Source organism: Marinobacter shunpengi, from assembly GCF_045449715.1.
Taxonomy (GTDB): Bacteria; Pseudomonadota; Gammaproteobacteria; order Pseudomonadales; family Oleiphilaceae; genus Marinobacter.
The window spans coordinates 375,656-394,218 of record NZ_JBJJLA010000017.1; the positions used below are offsets into that span (position 1 = coordinate 375,656).

The 18,563-nt window shown below is 55.1% G+C and carries 19 protein-coding genes and 2 pseudogenes; 19 read left to right on the forward strand and 2 right to left on the reverse strand.

Annotated elements, in window-relative coordinates; genetic code table 11:
- The 15 genes from urtC (at position 1) to ACJO3T_RS12370 (ending at position 14,159) form a co-directional block, all read left to right on the forward strand.
- Complete coding sequence (gene urtC / locus ACJO3T_RS12300; protein ID WP_406978625.1) at positions 1-1,128, forward strand: urea ABC transporter permease subunit UrtC; 1,128 nt, start codon at positions 1-3, stop codon at positions 1,126-1,128.
- The gene (urtD, locus tag ACJO3T_RS12305; protein ID WP_406978626.1) at positions 1,125-1,949 is read left to right on the forward strand and encodes an urea ABC transporter ATP-binding protein UrtD; all 825 of its coding nucleotides are present in this window, start codon (positions 1,125-1,127) and stop codon (positions 1,947-1,949) included. The genes urtC and urtD overlap by 4 nt, the downstream gene beginning before the upstream one ends.
- Complete coding sequence (urtE, locus tag ACJO3T_RS12310; protein WP_406978627.1) at positions 1,950-2,648, forward strand: urea ABC transporter ATP-binding subunit UrtE; 699 nt, start codon at positions 1,950-1,952, stop codon at positions 2,646-2,648.
- Positions 2,645-3,541: an urease accessory protein UreD gene (locus ACJO3T_RS12315; RefSeq protein WP_406978628.1), complete on the forward strand. Its 897-nt coding sequence runs from the start codon at positions 2,645-2,647 to the stop codon at positions 3,539-3,541. The genes urtE and ACJO3T_RS12315 overlap by 4 nt, the downstream gene beginning before the upstream one ends.
- A 182-nt stretch (positions 3,542-3,723) precedes the next feature.
- Positions 3,724-4,026: an urease subunit gamma gene (ureA, locus tag ACJO3T_RS12320; protein ID WP_406963905.1), complete on the forward strand. Its 303-nt coding sequence runs from the start codon at positions 3,724-3,726 to the stop codon at positions 4,024-4,026.
- Positions 4,027-4,036: 10 nt separating this feature from the next.
- Positions 4,037-4,342 carry an urease subunit beta gene (locus ACJO3T_RS12325; protein ID WP_406978629.1) on the forward strand — a complete coding sequence of 102 codons (306 nt, stop codon included), beginning with the start codon at positions 4,037-4,039 and terminating at the stop codon, positions 4,340-4,342.
- Positions 4,343-4,504: 162 nt separating this feature from the next.
- Positions 4,505-6,208, forward strand: a complete 1,704-nt coding sequence (gene ureC, locus ACJO3T_RS12330; RefSeq protein WP_406978630.1) for an urease subunit alpha — start codon at positions 4,505-4,507, stop codon at positions 6,206-6,208.
- Between the two features lie 11 nt (positions 6,209-6,219).
- Positions 6,220-6,747 carry an urease accessory protein UreE gene (ureE, locus tag ACJO3T_RS12335; RefSeq protein WP_406978631.1) on the forward strand — a complete coding sequence of 176 codons (528 nt, stop codon included), beginning with the start codon at positions 6,220-6,222 and terminating at the stop codon, positions 6,745-6,747.
- Positions 6,719-7,426: an urease accessory protein UreF gene (locus tag ACJO3T_RS12340; protein WP_406978632.1), complete on the forward strand. Its 708-nt coding sequence runs from the start codon at positions 6,719-6,721 to the stop codon at positions 7,424-7,426. Before ureE ends, ACJO3T_RS12340 begins: the two co-directional genes overlap by 29 nt.
- Positions 7,427-7,597: 171 nt before the next feature.
- Positions 7,598-8,236 carry an urease accessory protein UreG gene (gene ureG, locus ACJO3T_RS12345; protein WP_406963910.1) on the forward strand — a complete coding sequence of 213 codons (639 nt, stop codon included), beginning with the start codon at positions 7,598-7,600 and terminating at the stop codon, positions 8,234-8,236.
- Between the two features lie 40 nt (positions 8,237-8,276).
- Complete coding sequence (locus tag ACJO3T_RS12350) at positions 8,277-8,858, forward strand: HupE/UreJ family protein (RefSeq protein WP_406978633.1); 582 nt, start codon at positions 8,277-8,279, stop codon at positions 8,856-8,858.
- A gap of 175 nt (positions 8,859-9,033) precedes the next feature.
- The gene (locus tag ACJO3T_RS12355) at positions 9,034-9,780 is read left to right on the forward strand and encodes a nuclease-related domain-containing protein (RefSeq protein ID WP_406978634.1); all 747 of its coding nucleotides are present in this window, start codon (positions 9,034-9,036) and stop codon (positions 9,778-9,780) included.
- A 74-nt stretch (positions 9,781-9,854) separates the two neighbouring features.
- Positions 9,855-11,078 carry a DUF4297 family anti-phage-associated protein gene (locus tag ACJO3T_RS12360; RefSeq protein ID WP_406978635.1) on the forward strand — a complete coding sequence of 408 codons (1,224 nt, stop codon included), beginning with the start codon at positions 9,855-9,857 and terminating at the stop codon, positions 11,076-11,078.
- Positions 11,075-12,838, forward strand: coding sequence for an anti-phage-associated helicase HerA (herA, locus tag ACJO3T_RS12365; protein WP_406978636.1), 1,764 nt, complete (start codon positions 11,075-11,077; stop codon positions 12,836-12,838). The genes ACJO3T_RS12360 and herA overlap by 4 nt, the downstream gene beginning before the upstream one ends.
- Before the next feature lie 499 nt (positions 12,839-13,337).
- Positions 13,338-14,159, forward strand: coding sequence for a toxin-antitoxin system YwqK family antitoxin (locus ACJO3T_RS12370; protein ID WP_406978637.1), 822 nt, complete (start codon positions 13,338-13,340; stop codon positions 14,157-14,159).
- Positions 14,160-14,197: 38 nt separating this feature from the next.
- On the opposite strand, the pseudogene ACJO3T_RS12375 reads toward ACJO3T_RS12370, so the two are convergent.
- A pseudogene (locus tag ACJO3T_RS12375) lies at positions 14,198-14,330 on the reverse strand (IS256 family transposase); the annotation flags it as partial.
- Between the two features lie 872 nt (positions 14,331-15,202).
- Between ACJO3T_RS12375 and ACJO3T_RS12380 the strand changes: the two are divergent.
- The 3 genes and pseudogenes from ACJO3T_RS12380 to ACJO3T_RS12390 form a co-directional block, all read left to right on the forward strand.
- Positions 15,203-16,228, forward strand: coding sequence for a hypothetical protein (locus tag ACJO3T_RS12380; protein ID WP_406978638.1), 1,026 nt, complete (start codon positions 15,203-15,205; stop codon positions 16,226-16,228).
- 539 nt (positions 16,229-16,767) lie between these two features.
- Positions 16,768-17,244, forward strand: coding sequence for a peroxiredoxin (locus ACJO3T_RS12385; protein ID WP_406978639.1), 477 nt, complete (start codon positions 16,768-16,770; stop codon positions 17,242-17,244).
- A 120-nt stretch (positions 17,245-17,364) separates the two neighbouring features.
- Positions 17,365-17,451, forward strand: a pseudogene (locus ACJO3T_RS12390) (glycoside hydrolase family 19 protein); the annotation flags it as partial.
- 260 nt (positions 17,452-17,711) lie between these two features.
- Here ACJO3T_RS12390 and ACJO3T_RS12395 read toward each other — a convergent pair.
- A complete protein-coding gene (locus tag ACJO3T_RS12395; RefSeq protein ID WP_406978640.1) occupies positions 17,712-17,939 on the reverse strand; it encodes a hypothetical protein in 228 nt (75 codons plus the stop codon).
- Between the two features lies 1 nt (position 17,940).
- On the opposite strand from ACJO3T_RS12395, the gene ACJO3T_RS12400 reads away from it, so the two are divergent.
- Entirely contained in the window at positions 17,941-18,402 is a 462-nt protein-coding gene (locus ACJO3T_RS12400; protein WP_406978641.1) for a hypothetical protein, read from the forward strand.
- The last annotated feature ends 161 nt before the right edge of the window (positions 18,403-18,563 follow it).

The following is an 18,563-nucleotide window of genomic DNA, read 5'->3' on the forward strand; positions in this document are numbered from 1 at the left end:
ATGTGGCTAACCAGACCTCTGCAGGAACGCTCGACCCAGCTGTTCCTCGGAATCCTCTTCATGGCACTGCTGGTTGTCAGCGTGCTGCACCTGGCCCTGCCGGAAGGGCACGCGCTGCACGTCAGCGCCTACACCGTCACCCTGCTGGGCAAGTACCTTTGTTACGCCCTGCTGGCGGTGGCCGTGGACCTGGTATGGGGCTACCTGGGTATCCTCAGCCTGGGCCATGGCGCCTTCTTCGCCCTGGGCGGCTACGCCATGGGCATGTACCTGATGCGCCAGATCGGCGACCGGGGCACCTACGGTGACCCCATCCTGCCGGACTTCATGGTGTTCCTGAACTGGCAGGAACTGCCCTGGTACTGGCACGGCTTCGATATGGCCTGGTTCGCCTTCGCCATGGTGCTGCTGGTGCCGGGCGCGCTGGCGCTGGTGTTCGGCTGGCTGGCCTTCCGTTCACGGGTGACCGGTGTTTACCTGTCGATCATCACCCAGGCGCTGACCTTCGCCCTGATGCTGGCCTTCTTCCGCAACGAGATGGGCTTTGGCGGCAACAACGGCCTGACCGACTTCCGCGACATCCTCGGCTTCAACCTGCGCACCGATGCGGCCCGGCTGGGCCTGTTCATCGCTACCGGTATCGCCCTGGCCATCGGTTACCTGGTGTGCCGGGGCATCGTCACCAGCAAACTGGGCCGGGTCAGCGTGGCTTGCCGCGACGCAGAGGCCCGCACCCGCTTCCTGGGCTACCGGGTGGAACGGGTGCAACTGTTCGTGTTCGTGGTCTCCGCCATGCTGGCGGGTGTCGCCGGGGCGCTGTACGTGCCACAAGTGGGCATCATCAACCCCAGTGAGTTCTCGCCCCTGTTCTCCATCGAGATCGTGGTATGGGTTGCCCTGGGTGGACGCGCCACCCTCTACGGCGCGGTCATCGGTGCCATCCTGGTGAACTACGCCAAGACCGTGTTCACCGGCATCATGCCCGACGCCTGGCTGTTCGCCCTCGGCGCGCTGTTTGTACTGGTCACCGTGTTCCTGCCCCAGGGCATTGCCGGGCTGCTGAAAAAGCGCCGGCGCAAGGCTGACGACACACCATCAAACGATTCCACGGCGGAGGCCACCGCATGAGCATCATGACCGAACTGGCCAACCGGGATCAGGTCTTCACCTTCCTCACGCCCACCGATTCCCCGGTGGACGTGCGCCACGGCCCGATCCTGTATATGGAAGACGTCAACGTCAGCTTTGACGGCTTCAGGGCCATCAACAACCTCAACCTGACCATCGACGACGGCGAGCTGCGTTGCATCATCGGTCCCAACGGCGCCGGCAAGACCACCATGATGGACATCATCACCGGCAAGACCCGGCCTGACACCGGCTCCGTCTGGTTCGGCAGCCGTCACAACCTGCTGCACATGAACGAGCCGGACATCGCCAGCCTGGGCATCGGCCGCAAGTTCCAGAAGCCCACGGTATTCGAGGCGCTGACCGTATTCGAGAACCTGGAACTGGCCATGGCGGCGGACAAACGGGTATTCCCCACACTGACCGCCACCATGAAACCGGAACACCGGGAGCGCATTGACGAAGCGCTGGAAACCATCCACCTGCAGGACCTGCGCAGCCAGCCCGCCGGCATCCTCTCCCACGGCCAGAAACAGTGGCTGGAAATCGGCATGCTGCTGATGCAGCGCCCGCGCCTGCTGCTGGTGGACGAGCCCGTGGCCGGCATGACCGAACAGGAAATGGAACGCACCGCCGACCTGCTCACCAGCCTGGCGGGCAAACAGTCCGTCGTCGTGGTGGAACACGACATGGGCTTCGTCCGCTCCATCGCCCGCAAGGTCACCGTACTGCACCAGGGCAGCGTGCTGGCGGAAGGCACCATGGACCAGGTCTCCAACGACCCGGAAGTGATCAAGGTCTACCTGGGGGAGGAAGCCTGAATGTTGCAGATCGAGAAACTCAACCAGTACTACGGCGAAAGCCACACCCTCTGGGACCTGGACCTGGATGTTCCCCAGGGCCAGTGCACCTGCGTGATGGGCCGTAACGGCGTGGGCAAGACCACCCTGATGAAATGCATCATGGGCGAGGAGAAAGTGGAAAACGGCAGCATCCGCTTTGCCGACGAACTGGACCTTATCAAGCAACCCCTGGAACAGCGGGCCCGCCTGGGCATCGGCTACGTACCCCAGGGCCGCCAGATCTTCCCGCTGCTCACCGTGGAAGAAAACCTGCGCACCGGCCTCGCCGCCCGGGGTGATGGCCAGAAAACCATCCCCGAGCGCATCTACGAACTGTTCCCGGTGCTCAAGGAAATGAAGAACCGCCGCGGCGGCGACCTCTCCGGCGGCCAGCAACAGCAACTGGCCATCGGCCGCGCCCTGGTCATCGAACCAAGGCTGCTGATCCTGGACGAACCGGGGGAGGGCATCCAGCCCAACATCGTCGCCCAGATCGGCGAGGTCATCCGCAAACTGATCGCGGAAGACGGCCTGACCGTCCTGCTGGTGGAGCAGAAACTGCCCTTCGCCCGCAAATACGCCGACCGCTTCGCCATCCTCGACCGGGGCCGCCGCATGGCCGAAGGCGAGATCGGCGAGCTGTCCGATGAACTCATCAAGCAATACCTGACGGTATGACCATCTACCAGCCGATGCCGGAAAAGGCCGACTCCGGCCACCGCTTCGACCAGGACCGCCACTGGGCGGCCAGCCTGACCCTGGGCTTCGAAGGCCGGCAACAGGACGGCCGCCCCGTCACCCGCATGGCCACCGCACGCCATAGCGGCCCGCTGCGGGTACAGCGGCCCTTCTACCCGGAGGGGCGCCACGGCTGCTGCCACGTCTACCTGCTACACCCCCCGGGCGGACTGGTCAGCGGCGACGCCCTGCGAATCAACGCCACCGTCGGCACCGGCGCCCACGCCCTGTTGACCACACCGGCCGCCGCCAAACTCTACAAGGCCGATCGCAACGGCGTCGCCTGGGCCCAGCACACAAAACTGACGGTGGAAGACGGCGGCACCCTGGAATATCTGCCCCAGGAAACCCTCGCCTTCGACGGCTCCCGAGGCACCCAGACCACCACCATCGAGATGGGCTCCCGCAGCCAATGCATCGGCTGGGAAATCTTGGCTCTGGGCCGTCCGGCCAGCGAACTGCCCTTCGCCACCGGCCAACTGGAACAACGCTTCCAGCTGACCCGCGACAGCGTACCCGTCTGGCAGGAACGCCAGACCCTCGACCCCAAACACCGCCGCTTCAACGGCAAATGGGGGCAGGGCGGCCACACCGTCCAGGCCACCCTGTGGACCGTCGGACTGGAAGACGAGGCGAACGCCATCGAACAACTGCGCGAGGAACTCCCGGACAACCCACGCTGGGCAGCAACCCGGCGCGGCGGCGTCCTGCTACTGCGCTACCTGGGCAACGAACGCAACGAAGCCTGGGCCATCTGCCAACAGGCCTGGGAAATACTAAGACCAAGACTGACCGGCCAGCCGGCCCATGTACCGAGGATCTGGCTGACATAGCAGGTAGCGGGCATGGCAGAGCGTCTGAAACACCATCCCCTCTCCCCAACGAGGGAGAGGGCCAGGGAGAGGGGGAGGCGCCAAAGGCGCCCAAGATAGCCAACTCCGGAGTGGGAGTCTCCCCCTCTCCCTCCAGGGGAGAGGGAGTAAACAAAGAACATTGCAATCATCGGAGCAAAACGATGGAACTGACACCCAGAGACAAAGATAAGCTACTGCTCTTCACCGCCGCCCTGCTGGCGGAAAGACGCAAGGCCAAGGGCCTGAAACTCAACTACCCCGAAGCCGTCGCCCTCATCAGCGCCGAAATCATGGAAGGCGCCCGGGAAGGCCGAAGCGTCGCCGACATGATGAGCGCCGGCCGCGAAGTGCTCACCCGTGACGACGTGATGGAAGGCGTGGCGGAAATGGTGGACGAAGTGCAGGTGGAAGCCACCTTCCCGGACGGCACCAAACTGGTCACGGTCCATAACCCGATCGTTTAAGGAGACGCAGATGATACCCGGCGAATACCAACTCAAAGACGGCGACATCGAACTCTGTGCCGGCCGCGAACGCATCACCGTCGACGTCGCCAACACCGGCGACCGCCCGATCCAGGTCGGCTCCCACTACCACTTCGCCGAAACCAACCCGGCGCTCCGGTTTGATCGCGACAAGGCCAAAGGCTATCGCCTCGACGTAGCCGCCGGCACCGCCATCCGGTTTGAACCGGGTCAGACTCGCGAAGTGACGCTTATCCCATACTCCGGCGATCGCACTATTTACGGTTTCCGAGGCGACGTAATGGGAAAGCTGTGAGGCTTGCAACCAAATTCAGGGGAGACGGTCGGGTAAGGCTTTCCGGGACCTTCGAAAACATGGACGTTTTCGAAGAGCCTACAGGGACGTATCCACGGCGTGTCCCGGAAAGCCTTACCCGATCGGCTCCTTCCCCCGGAATCCAGAAAGCGAGGCATTAACATGAAAATCAGCAGACAGGCCTACGCCGACATGTACGGCCCCACCACCGGGGACCGCATCCGCCTGGGCGACACCGAACTGTGGATCGAAGTCGAAAGCGACGCCACCCACTACGGCGACGAAGTCAAATTCGGCGGCGGCAAAGTCATCCGTGACGGCATGGGCCAAAGCCAACGGGCCGACGACACCGTCATGGACACCGTCATCACCAACGCCCTGATCCTCGATTGGTGGGGCATCGTCAAAGCCGACGTCGGCATCCAGGGGGGCAGAATCGCCGCCATCGGCAAAGCCGGCAACCCCGACACCCAACCCGACGTCCAGATCGTCATCGGCCCCGGCACCGAAGTCATCGCCGGTGAAGGCAAAATCCTCACCGCCGGCGGCATTGACGCCCACATCCACTTCATCTGCCCCCAGCAGATCGACGAAGCCCTCATGAGCGGCATCACCACCATGCTCGGTGGCGGCACCGGCCCGGCCACCGGCACCAACGCCACCACCTGCACTCCGGGCCCCTGGCACATCGGCAAAATGCTCCAGGCCGTCGACGACATACCCATGAACATCGGCTTCCTGGGCAAAGGCAACGCCAGCCTGCCCGAGTCCCTGGAACTGCAGCTCAAATACGGCGCCATGGGCCTCAAACTCCACGAAGACTGGGGCACCACCCCCGCGTCCATCGACAACTGCCTGACCGTGGCCGACAAATACGACGTCCAGATCGCCATCCACACCGACACCCTCAACGAGTCCGGCTTTGTGGAAGACACCCTGGCCGCCTTCAAGGAACGCTGCATCCACACCTACCACACCGAAGGCGCCGGCGGCGGCCACGCCCCGGACATCATAACCGCGTGCGCCAAGGACTACGTACTGCCGTCGTCCACCAACCCCACACGGCCCTACACCGTCAACACCATCGACGAGCACCTGGACATGCTCATGGTCTGCCACCACCTGGATCCCAACATCCCGGAAGACGTGGCCTTCGCCGACAGCCGCATCCGCCGCGAAACCATCGCCGCCGAAGACATCCTCCAGGACATGGGCGTCATCTCCATGATCGCCTCCGACTCCCAGGCCATGGGCCGGGTGGGCGAAGTGGTGTGCCGCACCTGGCAGACCGCCCATAAGATGAAAGTCCAGCGCGGCCTGCTGCCGGAAGACGAGGAGCGGGGCGCCGACAACTTCCGCGCCAAGCGCTACATTGCCAAGTACACCATCAACCCGGCCATCACCCACGGCATCGCCCACGATGTGGGCTCCATCGAAGTGGGCAAACTGGCGGACCTGGTACTGTGGAAACCCGCCTTCTTCGGCACCAAACCCTCCACCATCATCAAGGGCGGCATGATTGCGGCCGCACCGATGGGCGACCCGAACGCGTCGATACCCACACCGCAGCCGGTACACTACCGCCCCATGTTCGGTGCCTTCGGCCGCGCCGCCAGCCAGACCCGGCTCAGCTTCGTTAGCCAGGCTGCCCTGGACGCCGGCATCGGCAAGGAACTGGGCCTGCGCAGTATGCTCTCCGCCTGCAAAAACGTCCGCACCGTGCGCAAGGGCGATCTCAAGCTCAACGACGCCTGCCCGCACCTGACCGTGGATCCGCAGACCTACGAAGTGCACGCCGATGGCGAACTGCTCACCTGCGAGCCCGCCACCGAACTGCCCCTGGCCCAGCGCTACCACCTGTTCTGAGGAATGACACCATGCTGGAACTGACACAACGCATCGAACCCATGGAACAGGCGGAAATCCACGACACCCTCACGCTGCCGCTGGAACTGCGCATCCGCGGCCGCCTGCGGGCCACCACCGACACCGGCCACGACGTCGGCCTGTTCCTCGACCGCGGCCCGGTCCTGCGCAGCGGCGACTGCCTGCAAGCCGACACCGGCGAAATCATCCGCATAAAAGCAGCGGACGAGCCGGTAGTAACCGCTCACATCGACGCGGGCCTGCCCCTGGCCAAACTCTGCTATCACCTGGGCAACCGCCACGTGCAACTGGCCATCGGTGTGGAGGGCGACGGCACAGGCTGGGTGCGCTTCCCGCCGGACCACGTGCTGGAAGAACTGGCCGAACGCCTGGGCGCCAAACTGGAACACCACCAGGCCCCCTTCGACCCCGAACCCGGCGCCTACGACAAGGCGGGCCGCGACGGCCACAACCATAGTCACAGCCACGGCCATAACCACGACCACAGCCATGAACACGGCCATAGCCATGCACACTGACACCGATCCACAGGCCGACCTGGCCCTGCTGGGCCTGATGCAACTGGTCAGCCCGGCCCTGCCCATCGGCGCCTTCGCCTGGTCCCAGGGCCTGGAAAGCGCCTTCGAACTGGGCTGGGTCAACAACGAGGCCGAACTGGGCGACTGGCTGGAAGGCGTCCTCGACGACGGCCTCAGCCGCTGCGAACTGCCCCTGCTGACCCGACTGCAACAGGCCTGGGCCGAAGACGACGCAGTGGCCATCAACCACTGGAACCAATGGTTGCACGCCACCCGGGAAACCGCCGAACTGGTGGACGAAGACACCCGCCTGGGCACCGCGCTGCTAACCCTGCTGCGCAACCTGGACCTGGCCCCGGAACGGGACCTGCTACCGGCCACCCCGGGCTACGTCACCCTGTTCGCCTGGTGCGCCCACACACGCAACGTCCCGGTACGTCAGACCCTGCTCGGCTTCGCCTGGGCCTGGCTGGAAAACCAACTCGCGGTCGCCTGCAAGGCCCTACCGCTAGGCCACACAGCGGCCCAACGCCTGACCGAACAGCTACGGCCCCAACTGGTCGATGCCGTCGACAACGCCCTGACGCGAACCGACGACGAACTCGGACCGATATTACCGGGCCTAGCCCTGGCCAGTGCCTTACACGAAACACAGTACTCCCGGTTATTTCGGAGTTAATCACATGACTACAACTCCGCAGATGGCGGCGCGTGGTCGGGGACGCTTTCCGGGACCTTCAAAAACAGGGACGTTTTTGAAGAGCCTCCATGGACGGATTCACGGCGTGTCCCGGAAAGCGTCCCCGATCATGCGCCTTCCCTCGGAGTTTGAACCGATGAGGATATTGAAATGAAACATTGCCTGAGAGTAGGAGTAGGGGGCCCGGTAGGCTCCGGTAAAACCGCACTGCTGCGCCAACTGTGCCTCGCCCTGCGTGATCACTACGACATCGCCGTCGTCACCAACGACATCTACACCAGAGAAGACGCCGACTTCCTCCTGAAACACGAGGCCCTGTCAGCCGACCGAATCCTGGGCGTAGAAACCGGCGGCTGCCCCCACACCGCCATCCGCGAGGACGCCTCCATGAACCTCGCGGCCATCGACGACCTCCAGAGCCGCCACCCAAACCTCGAACTCGTCCTGGTCGAATCCGGCGGCGACAACCTCAGCGCCACCTTCAGCCCCGAACTGAGCGACCTCACCCTGTACGTCATCGACGTCTCTGCCGGCGACAAGATCCCCCGCAAAGGCGGCCCCGGCATCACCAAATCCGACATGCTCATCATCAACAAAATCGACATCGCCGAACAGGTCCACGCCTCCCTCGACGTTATGGACCGCGACAGCAAGAAAATGCGCGGCGAACGCCCCTTCGTCTTCACCAACCTGTACGACGGGGTAGGGCTGGAAACCATCATCAGCTTCATTCTGGAGCGAGGCATGTTGCCCGAGAGACGTCCCAACAAGCAGGCCGAAAGCGCATAAGCGAAACCGGGACACGAATTCAGATAACCAGGAGTAAACCATGAAACTGACCACCAAACTGCTCACCACCGCCGCCCTGCTGCTGACCGCCACCGCCGCCGTCGCCCACCCGGGCCACGACCACGGCGCCAGCGGCTTCACCAGCGGCCTGCTGCACCCGCTGCTGGGCCTGGACCACCTGCTGGCCATGGCCGCCATCGGCTTCTGGAGCGTCCGCCAGGGCAACGTCATGAAAAACGCCACCCCGCTGTTCGTGGTGGGCGGCATGATCCTGGGCGCGGGCATTGCGTTCGCCGGTATCGCCCTGCCGGGCGTTGAAACCGGCATCGTCCTGTCCGTCATCGTCGCCGGCATCCTGATTGCGGCCATGGCGAAACTGCCTACGGTTGTAGGCGCGGCGCTGGTGATGGCCTTCATGGTGTTCCATGGCTACGCCCACGGCACCGAAATGCCATCTGGTGCCATGCTGGCGGCTTATCTGGCTGGGTTCTCCATTGCGACGCTGGGCATTACCTTTGCTGGTCGCGGATTGGGGGCACTGCTGATGAAGGCGGACAACCGGGTTGCCCGTGGTGTGGGGGCTGGCCTAGCTGCGGTGGGTGGTTACCTAATGGTGGGTTGATCGCCTGGGAAAACCGGTTTTGAGGTTTTGGCCCGTCCAGGCTTTGCTGGGGCGGGTTTTTTGTGGTGCTAAAGCTGTAAATTGATTGCCGTTTTACAATTTTTTTCAGACAGGCTTGGCCGCATGTTCTAGAGTGGATTGAAATAGATTAAATAAACTTCACCCGGACGAGAAAATGGACTTTACCGTCATCCTGCAACCGCTGTTGGAACACCTCTGGTTCCTCATTCCCCTCCTTCTACTGGTTGCTGTCCTCAAGTCCGCCCGATTCAAGGGCTGGGTGGGTGAGGTCATTGTTAACCTGTCGGCCCATTTCCTCCTCGACCGCAAGACCTACCATCTGATCCGAAATGTGACGCTGCCGACTGAGGATGGGACTACCCAGATTGATCATTTGATTGTGTCTCCGTATGGAGTGTTTGTGGTGGAGACGAAGAATATGAAGGGGTGGATCTTTGGTGGGGAGAGGCAGCGGTATTGGACTCAGAAGATCTATCGGTACACCCAGAAGTTCCAGAATCCGCTTCATCAGAACTACAAGCATGTGAAAACCGTGCAGGACCTGCTAGGTCTGGATAATCAGCAGGTCTATTCCCTGGTGGTGTTTGTGGGGGATTCCACCTTCAAGATGCAGATGCCACCGAATGTGACTGAGGGTGGTGGGTATCTTCGATTTATCAAGTCGTATCGGGAAGAAGTGCTGACGCCTGTGCAGGTTGAGGAAGTGATTGAGCGGGTTGCTTCGGGGCGGTTGGACGCCTCTTTAAGGACCAGTCGAGAGCATGTGCGGCACGTTCAGGACATTTTAGAGGACAAGACGAATGCTGTTGTTTGTCCGAACTCTGGTGGGGAGGTGGTTCGGCAGATTAGTAAGCGTGGTGATGATGTTGGGGAAGAATTTTTGGGTAGGCTGAGGGGGTAGCCTAAAAGTTTCCACTAGATAACGCCAATATAAACTTTAGCAATAAAAAAGGCCTACTTTGTGTAGAGGTGTCAATGCCGTCAAGAGAAGCTATCGACACGATAACCGGGTATTTTTATCAATTCGATAAAACCATTCTTGAAATTTTGAAGCAAACCGACAATCAAAATTCTGTGTGTGTTGAAGGTATTGAAGACATTGATATAGTGAATCCCGACAATACAAGTGCTATACAGTGCAAATACTACGCAAAGACAAAGTACAATCATTCGGTTATCAAAGAGGCTGTCGTAATGATGCTTCGTCACTTCGCAAAAAATCGAAGCGCTGGCATCAATTATCATCTATACGGCCACTACGCTTCAGGCCATGAGAAGCTGCCAGAGCTATCTTGCGATTTTCTTAAAGAAAAATTCTTGACATACAAGAAGACAGAAAAGAATGAGAAAGATGAAGTCCAACAAGTAACCTATAGAGTATACGAAGAATTAGCTCTTACAGATGATGATTTAGAGGAGTTCTTAGGACTTCTAGAGCTAGATATCAATGCTCCGTCGATGAGTGAGCAATATAGCTTGATCATAGAAAATATAAAGGTATGTCTCAATGTGTCTCACTCCGAGGCCGAGTTATATCACTACAACTCAGCATTAAAGGTAATAAAGTCTCTGTCGATGGAGCAGGATCGTGATAAAAGGAAGATCTCAAAGTCGGATTTTTTGGACCGTATCTCAGCAAAAGACGAAATTTTTGATGCATGGTTTATTAAGCGGAAGGGTCGTGAAAAGTATCTTCAGTCGATAAAGAGAGAGTTTTTGTCGAGCCGACTGAATATGGAGCCTTTCAATAGGTTTTTTCTTATTGATTGTCAGAACAGTCAGGATCTTTCATTAATTAATGAGACAGTTCGTCTGATCGCAAAAAAATGGTCTAAAATTTCAAAGCGCCAAAGCCCTTGCTTTTGTCCAGCGATTTATATAAATGGACTGAGTGATCAAGAGAGGTATGAGATTAAAAACTCTATATACTTTGAAGGGATGGCCTTTTTGGATCCTTACCCATTTAGGGGTTCTAGGCTATCTAGTGAGCATTTTTATACTGATCCAAGTGCAGATAACAAGATAAGGTTTAGGTTTATTGATTCAGTGGCTGACTTAAAAATTTTAGTTGACCAGTCGCCGGTTGCAGTTGAAATTTATCAATTCTACATAGATAATCCTTATTATTCAGATGTCAACAATAAGCATGTAAGAATTAAAATTGAAGATTTGAGCTACGTAAGGGATTTAAACAAATGACAGACGACATTAACGCCGAAGTAATATCTGTGTATCCTGATAGGGTAAAAGTATCTGTAGATGATCTGGATTCGTTTCGGTTGGCGGAGGAGCATCTAAAAGTAGGCTCCTATCTCAGGATTGCCGATAGTGACGATGTTGTTCTAATAGCTGTAATAGAGAGTTTTTCGATTGAAGTTAAGGATAGCGGTGACAGGAAGTATATTATTGAGGCTAGTCCGTTGGGCGTAATTAAAGACGACGTCTTTTCACGTGGTGGGGATTCTATTGCTATCCCCCCCAAGAAAGTGGAGCCAGCTAAAGCTAATGAAATAGAAAAAATCTATACATATGGACTTGACTCAAAGGAAAAGCTCAATTTTTCTCAGCTATCACATAATGAAAGTGTAAGAGTCCCTGTTGATGGAGATAAGTTTTTCAATAAGCATATTGGAATTGTAGGTTCCACAGGATCAGGTAAGTCGCATACTATAGCGACAATTCTCCAAAGTGCTATATCAGAAAAAAAGGGTGAATATTCTGGTCTTAATAATTCGCACATTATGATATTTGATATTCATGCAGAGTATCCATCTGCGTTTCCTTCTTCAAACAAACTAAGTGTTGAGGATATTGTTTTGCCATATTGGCTATTGAATAGTGAAGAGCTTGAAGAGCTTTTTCTGGATTCAGGAGACAATAATAACTACAACCAGTCTTCGGTCTTGCGAACTGTCATTACGCAAAACAAAAAAAAGCATAATCCTGAAATTAACAAGATATTTTATGACAGTCCAATAAAGTTTGATATTGATGAGGTACTAAACTGTCTTATTAATCTTAAGAATGAAACGAAAAATGCCAAAGCGGCAGACCGCTACATGATCGTTGGTGAAGAGGGTGATTCGGAGAATAGCTCCACCACTGTTGATTCCGGAGTTTATTTAACCAACGAAGATAAGTTAAATAAATATTTCGAAAAAGTTTTCGAGTTTCGCCCGACAAAAAGCTCCAACGTAACAAAAGGTGATTATGCAGATGGCACTTTAGATAAATTTATCTCTCGTTTTGTTTCTAAGTACAGGCAAGATAGGTTGAGCTTTTTGTTTGGCGAGAAAGCTAAGTTGATTTCGTTTGAGGATGCAATTAGGCAGTTTTTGGGTTATAGAAAAAATAAAGAGGCAAACGTAACGATATTTGATTTGAGTGGAATTCCTTTTGAGGTTCTGAGCATTACCGTTTCTTTGATCTCTAGGGTTCTATTTGACTTTGGATACAATTATAAGCGATATGCGGCAAGTGTGAGTGAAGGTGAGCATGATATACCGATTCTGCTCGTTCTTGAAGAAGCGCATAAGTATGTACCGAGAAGTGACCTCGCGAGGTTTAGTGCATCGAAAAATTCTATAGAACGAGTTGCAAAAGAGGGGCGTAAATATGGTGTTACACTTTTGTTAGCAAGTCAGAGGCCGTCAGAAATATCTGAAACGATTTTTTCTCAATGTAGCAACTTTGTCGCGATGCGCTTAACTAATCCAGATGATCAGAATTATGTTAGGAGGATTCTACCTGATACTTTTGGAAATTTGACCGCTAACCTTTCCTCACTTAAAACTGGTGAGGCGTTGCTGATGGGGGATGCTACAATACTACCCTCACTTGTAAAAATAGACGTGACTAGCATGCCCCCATCGTCATCTGATATACCTTATTTAAGGCTGTGGAAGAATGAATGGACTGAACTAGATTTTGGTGAGTTTACGAAGCAGTGGAAATCTTAGTGCGTGAGTTCAATAAAGCATGAGGTAATTTAAGCGGAGTAGTTAAGGCCAGATATGATATGGCTTTTTGGATAAAAGAGGGTTTCCGATGGTGATGAAGGTGCCTAAACCTAGAATAGAAACACAAGAGGTAGCCCTCATGCTTCACAGTAACGAACGCGTCATCCGACACAACAGAACAATCAAGGACAGGCACCTATAAGAGGCATTGACTTCGATGTCTCCTAGATGGCAAAGGAGCAGGTGATTGAAACCTTGGGGCAGAGCATCGACTATCGGATGCACCATGCCGTGATGGCAGTAGTAAAGGGCCATATTGAAGCGAATTTGGGGAAAGGCCCCATTCTCCGACACTCAAAGCAGATAGCGCTGGGGGTTTAAGCATTACAGATGCCTGCAGGCGAAGTATAGCAGGCCTGATGCATGAGAATATCAGGAAATAACCTGCAGGTTTACTTAAAATTGAGCAATGTAATAATACTAGATTAAGGAGTATAGAATGAAGTTCAAAGCCGCGTGTTTGCTGATTTCGACTTCGATGCTGAGCGGATGTGGCGAAGATATTCTTGATTGGCGTAACGTCGAAGTAAGTAATGGCTTGATATATGAGAAGGCTAGCAATACTCCATTTTCTGGGCAGGTAACAAATATACCGGACGAATTCATCCGATCGACGGATGATATACGAAGCCTATTCACCACCCATTACACATTGATGGGCCCCATAGATAGTCAGGAAGCACTGAATATGGACAACTTAGTGTGTGGCGCTGGGGTCGAGGAAGGTCTTCTTTCGGGTAGTGTGGAGTGTTTTCTTCCCCGCTCAGAAACCAAACGCTGGGAAGGCAGCTATGAGGGTGGTAGGCCGGAGGGGGAATTTAGAATCTACTCCCTCAACGGTGAGGATATACAAGCAGAGTACCCTTTTTCAAACGGCTTGGCTGACGGCACTTCTAAATTCTTCGGATTGAACAGCAACCTCATCGGAGAGTTCAACAACAATGCTGGCAAAGGACACGGTAAACAAAAACAGTGGGATCCACAAACAGGAAACTTGACCTATTCAGCTGATATGGTCAACGGGAAACTTGATGGGGTAGTACGATCTTGGAGCCCCGATGGCGTCTTGCTGGTTGAAGCACCGATGAAAAACGGTTTGTCTCACGGCGTGGTGACTGAATGGGACCCGGAAACTGGACAGAAAATTGCTGAAACCACCATGGCGGAAGGAGTAAGGAACGGTCCCGCAGCCAAATGGGATACAGAAGGCAACAGAATAAGATCGGGTACGTACGTTGAGAATTCGTGGTATCCAGACTAAAAGAGCCTGTAAATAAATCTGTGTAACTGCCCACCCCATTACAGGTGGCCGTCCAGGCGGTCACCGAATTCGATCGATTCAGTGCAGGCTCCAATCTCGGATCGGCATGGTCCACTTTTTCGAGGCTTGCTGGATCGCCAGGAACGCCACTTTCAATGCGGCATCATCACTGAACTGAAGGACAGGCACTGCTAGAGAAGAACAGCTTCTTTCACCGCTGCAGGCTGCCTGAGAGCGCTGGCTAATCCGTCTAGGGGCGGCCAAATGCCTCACAACAGGCGAAATAGTCCAAAATCGGTCTACTAGCCGGTTTTTAGAGCGAGTCAGGGCCTGGCGGGGGAGGCCACTGAGAGGTTCGTGTGGGGGAGTAGTGCTGAGGTTAGGCCGCCGATCGTCGTCGATCCAGATGATCGCGGCGATTGGCCTGATACCGATCCTCAAATTCGGTGGCTTCTGCCAGCCATTCTTCAGGGCTCAGTCCAAGGCGTTTCAGGATGGGTGGTTGAGAGTCCGGAATATGACACCGTTTGCTGGGGTGAATCATCCGCCCCGTGTAATCCACCAATTCCAGGTAATCGTTTAGGCTGAACAAGAGGCCCCGTTGGGGCTCGTTCCGTGCCGCCCCCTCAAAATTCAGCAATGGTTTGAGGGGCAGGGGAAACTGGAAAACCGGGACAGATCTATTTTTCAAGCGCGGCACCTTGACGATTTGGCTCCTCTAGCAGTCAAGTCTTACTCTGTAGGCTAGAATACGAAGCACCAGGCACAGGACGGATCCTGTGCCTTGACTCTACAAGGCAAGGAGAAGCCAAAATGCCCCGTCACGCCAGGGTGATCGTGCCCGGACTTCCTCATCATATCGTACAGCGCGGCCACGACCGTCAAGCAGTATCTATTGAAGTTCTCGACTATGAATGCTACCTGTCGGCGATCAGTTTGTTGACATAATGGAGCGAAGTAACGGTATCTTCAGGGAAGCGATTGGTCTTGGTCGATCATAGGAGACCTGATTCAGTTTCGTAAGGTCATCATAAGGAGTTGATGTGAAAGAATTTATGGAATATCCCGATAGTGCGTATAGGTCTTATAGGGATCAAGAAAAAGCCAACAGAGAAAGTAAATACAAAGACCCTTGGTATCAGAGAGGCTACGGTACTACTAAGCTTCTATGGGGGAAAACCCGAAATGTCATTCCTTCACACTTCTTATTGTTTAAGACGCCAGAGGATCTGCGAGATCCAAATAGCGGTACCGATCTTGACTTGGGAATAATTCATGAAAGCTGCTTCGACCACCGACGTATTCGATACTCTCCATACCATTTTCGAGTGATAAGTGCGGCGTATCTTGAGACGTTTGGTGGGGTAATTTTTCAGTTCGCAACTCCACTGTTTTTGGTGGTTAACGTATTGCTTACTTGGTATATGTCTGATAGTTGGTCTGATTTCTATGATATATCGCTGGAGGTTTGGCCGCTATATTTTGGTTTTGTGGTTCTGCCATTGCTAATGTGGCACTGGTCCACACTGATTCTTAAAGTTTTCCCTGATTGGTTCTCTAAGAAAGGTCGGGGACCTGAGTGGGAGATTAACCGTGAGACTGGCATGGTTAAGACTTGGAAGTATCCCAGTCTTTTTTTTTGGCGAGAACCGAGGGTAGTCGAGAACCCGTTCATTCACTATGAAGCGTCCTGTGGAGTGGGTGGAGGCGAGTTCGCCGTATGGCATGGTTTCTATTTTCGACATCGAGAAACCGGAGACCGAGTCGATCTGGGCGCGATATTTGGGATTCAAACGGAATACAAACAGTGTGAGGCATTTTGGGATTTCATACAGAACTATATGGATGTTACTCAGCCTTTACCAGATGCTCCCTTCCTGGAGGAGTTCCGTGACCAGGATCCGAAAACTAAAGAATATGACAGAATGGTAAAAAGAAAACCCAACTATTGGCGAAATATGGATATGAAGACCTTTGAACAGAAAGTGCAGGCTATGGAGCGGAAGATTGACCCTTACAGGAGGGAAGTGATGGAGCCAGAGAGAACGGGCAAGCGCCCTCTGTTCTAAAAAGAGAAGCCAATGAAGGATAGGTAAATAAAAAGTCGGAAATCAATGACAGGCACTGCCAGAGAAGAACGGATTCAGTTAGCGATCTAGGCCGCCTGGGAGAGCTGGAGAATACGTCAGGGACAGTCCGAACTCTCAACAATAGGCAAAACAGACCCAGATCGCTCGTTTAGGCGGTTTTTAGTACGAGCCTGGCCCTGGCAGGGAGGCCACTGAGAGGTTCGGGTAGGGAAGTCGGGTTTAGGTCAGGCCGCGGATCGTCACCGATCCAGATGATCACGGCGATTGGCCTGATACCGATCCTCAAATTCGGTGGCTTCTGCCAGGTTGATGCGAGGAGTGATTCTTTCCTGAAGGTGGTGATCCGGTGCCCGGTGGCGACAGCGTCATTCTCCGGATTTATCTTTTTGAAAACCGATTATGCATTCTGAAAATGGGGCCGCTGAGGTATAAGACCAGAAAACCGTGTAAGGTCTAACCCTGCAGGACTCCAAGGGCGGCGAAGTGCCGCAACACACCAATCACCGGAGCACAACGACATGACGATCAAGGTAGGCGACAAACTCCCCAGCGTGGAACTCAGAACAATGGGTGAGAAAGGCCCTCAGACACTGTCTACTGAGGAGCTCTTCAGCGGTCGGCGCGTTGCCCTGTTTGCAGTACCGGGAGCCTTCACGCCGGGCTGCTCCCAGACTCACATGCCCGGTTTTGTGGTCAATGCAGATAGAATTTTTGAGAAAGGCGTCGATCAGATTGCTTGCCTGGCAACGAACGACGTCTTTGTCATGAATGCCTGGCAAAAAGACCAGAATGCCGAGCATATTCTCATGCTGAGCGACGGCAATGGGGATTTCATCCGGCAGCTCGGTCTGGAACTCGACGCCACAGCCATGGGCATGGGCATCCGTAGCCAGCGCTTTGCACTCATTGCGAATGACGGCGTTGTCGAATGGCTTGGGGTCGACGCCAAGGGCGTGGACCAGAGTAGCGCCGAAACACTGTTAGGCCAGTTGTAACCAAGCGACATACTGCAAAGAAGAACCGGGACGGCTTTATTGTCTGTCCCGGTTTTTGGTCCATGGATAACGTTAGTGCATTCGTTTTGCCCGGAGCCTGGAAGGTCACAGGACAGGCTTAGGTCAGTCTATGGGGATGTGGCTTCTGGTGATGGCTGGCGTTATCGCGGCAGAGGTATGATTCAGCTAACTGGTCGGGCCAACTATACAAGGTTTCAGTCGGTATACAGTCGATTGTGGTCCGATGGCACGGATTTTCTCCCAGTAAGGACAGGCACTGCTAGAGAAGAACAGCTTCTTTCACCGCTGGAGGCTGCCTGAGAGCGCTGGCTAATCCGTCTAGGGGCGGCCAAATGCCTCACAACAGGCAAAATAGTCCAAAATCGGTCTACAGCCGGTTTTCAGAGCGAGTCAGGGCCTGGCAGGGGAGGCCACTGAGAGGTTCGTGTGGGGGAGTAGTGCTGAGGTTAGGCCGCCGATCGTCGTCGATCCAGATGATCGCGGCGATTGGCCTGATACCGATCTTCAAACTCGGTCGCTTCGGTAAGCCACTCTTCGGTAGTCAGCCCCAGCCTTGTCAGGATCGGTGGCTGGTTCTCCGGTATATGGCCCCGCTTGTTGGGACGGATGATCCGCCCGGTGAAGTCTACCAACTCCAGGTAATCGGTGAGGCTGAACAGGATGCCCCGTTGCAAAATGCGAGCGGAAGCCGCCTTCAAGGAGATGAATCAGGTGCTGTTCAGCCGATCCAAGAATTATCTGAACAACAACACTTTCAGGATGCGTCAGACCACAAATGCGACTGGCCGGACCGTATGGGAGTCCATACCTGTTCGTGACATTGCCGATGTGCAGAAACTCACCAAACTTGCCAAGATTGGCCGGGTCGCGGGCCCAGGGTTCATTATGGTTGATGGTTATCTGAGGGCGAATGGGGTCTACCAGAGCTGGAAGAATGGCGAAAACTGGGAGCGTAAAGCGGTGGTGGAAGGTGGGTCGTTCTTGGCGGGGATTGGCGCTGGCGTTTTGATCGGTGCGGTGATTGCGGTCACCCCAGTGGGGCTGGCTGTTGGTATCGTTGCGGGCGGCGCGGCAGCGGTTGGCGCCGATTACGCCTTCAAGGACATAATTGGCTGGCTCTATGATCTGGTGGATTGATGACTGACGCCTCGTTAACGACGTTGTTTGCATTACTTGGGGCTGTCGGTGCGTCCCTGATGGTATTGTGTAAACATCCCTGTTTCAGTTGCACCGCTGATTAGAGTTTTCCGCCCGTTGGTGTTTCGCCAGGTATTCCCATGGCGTCAGGTCTTCCAGTG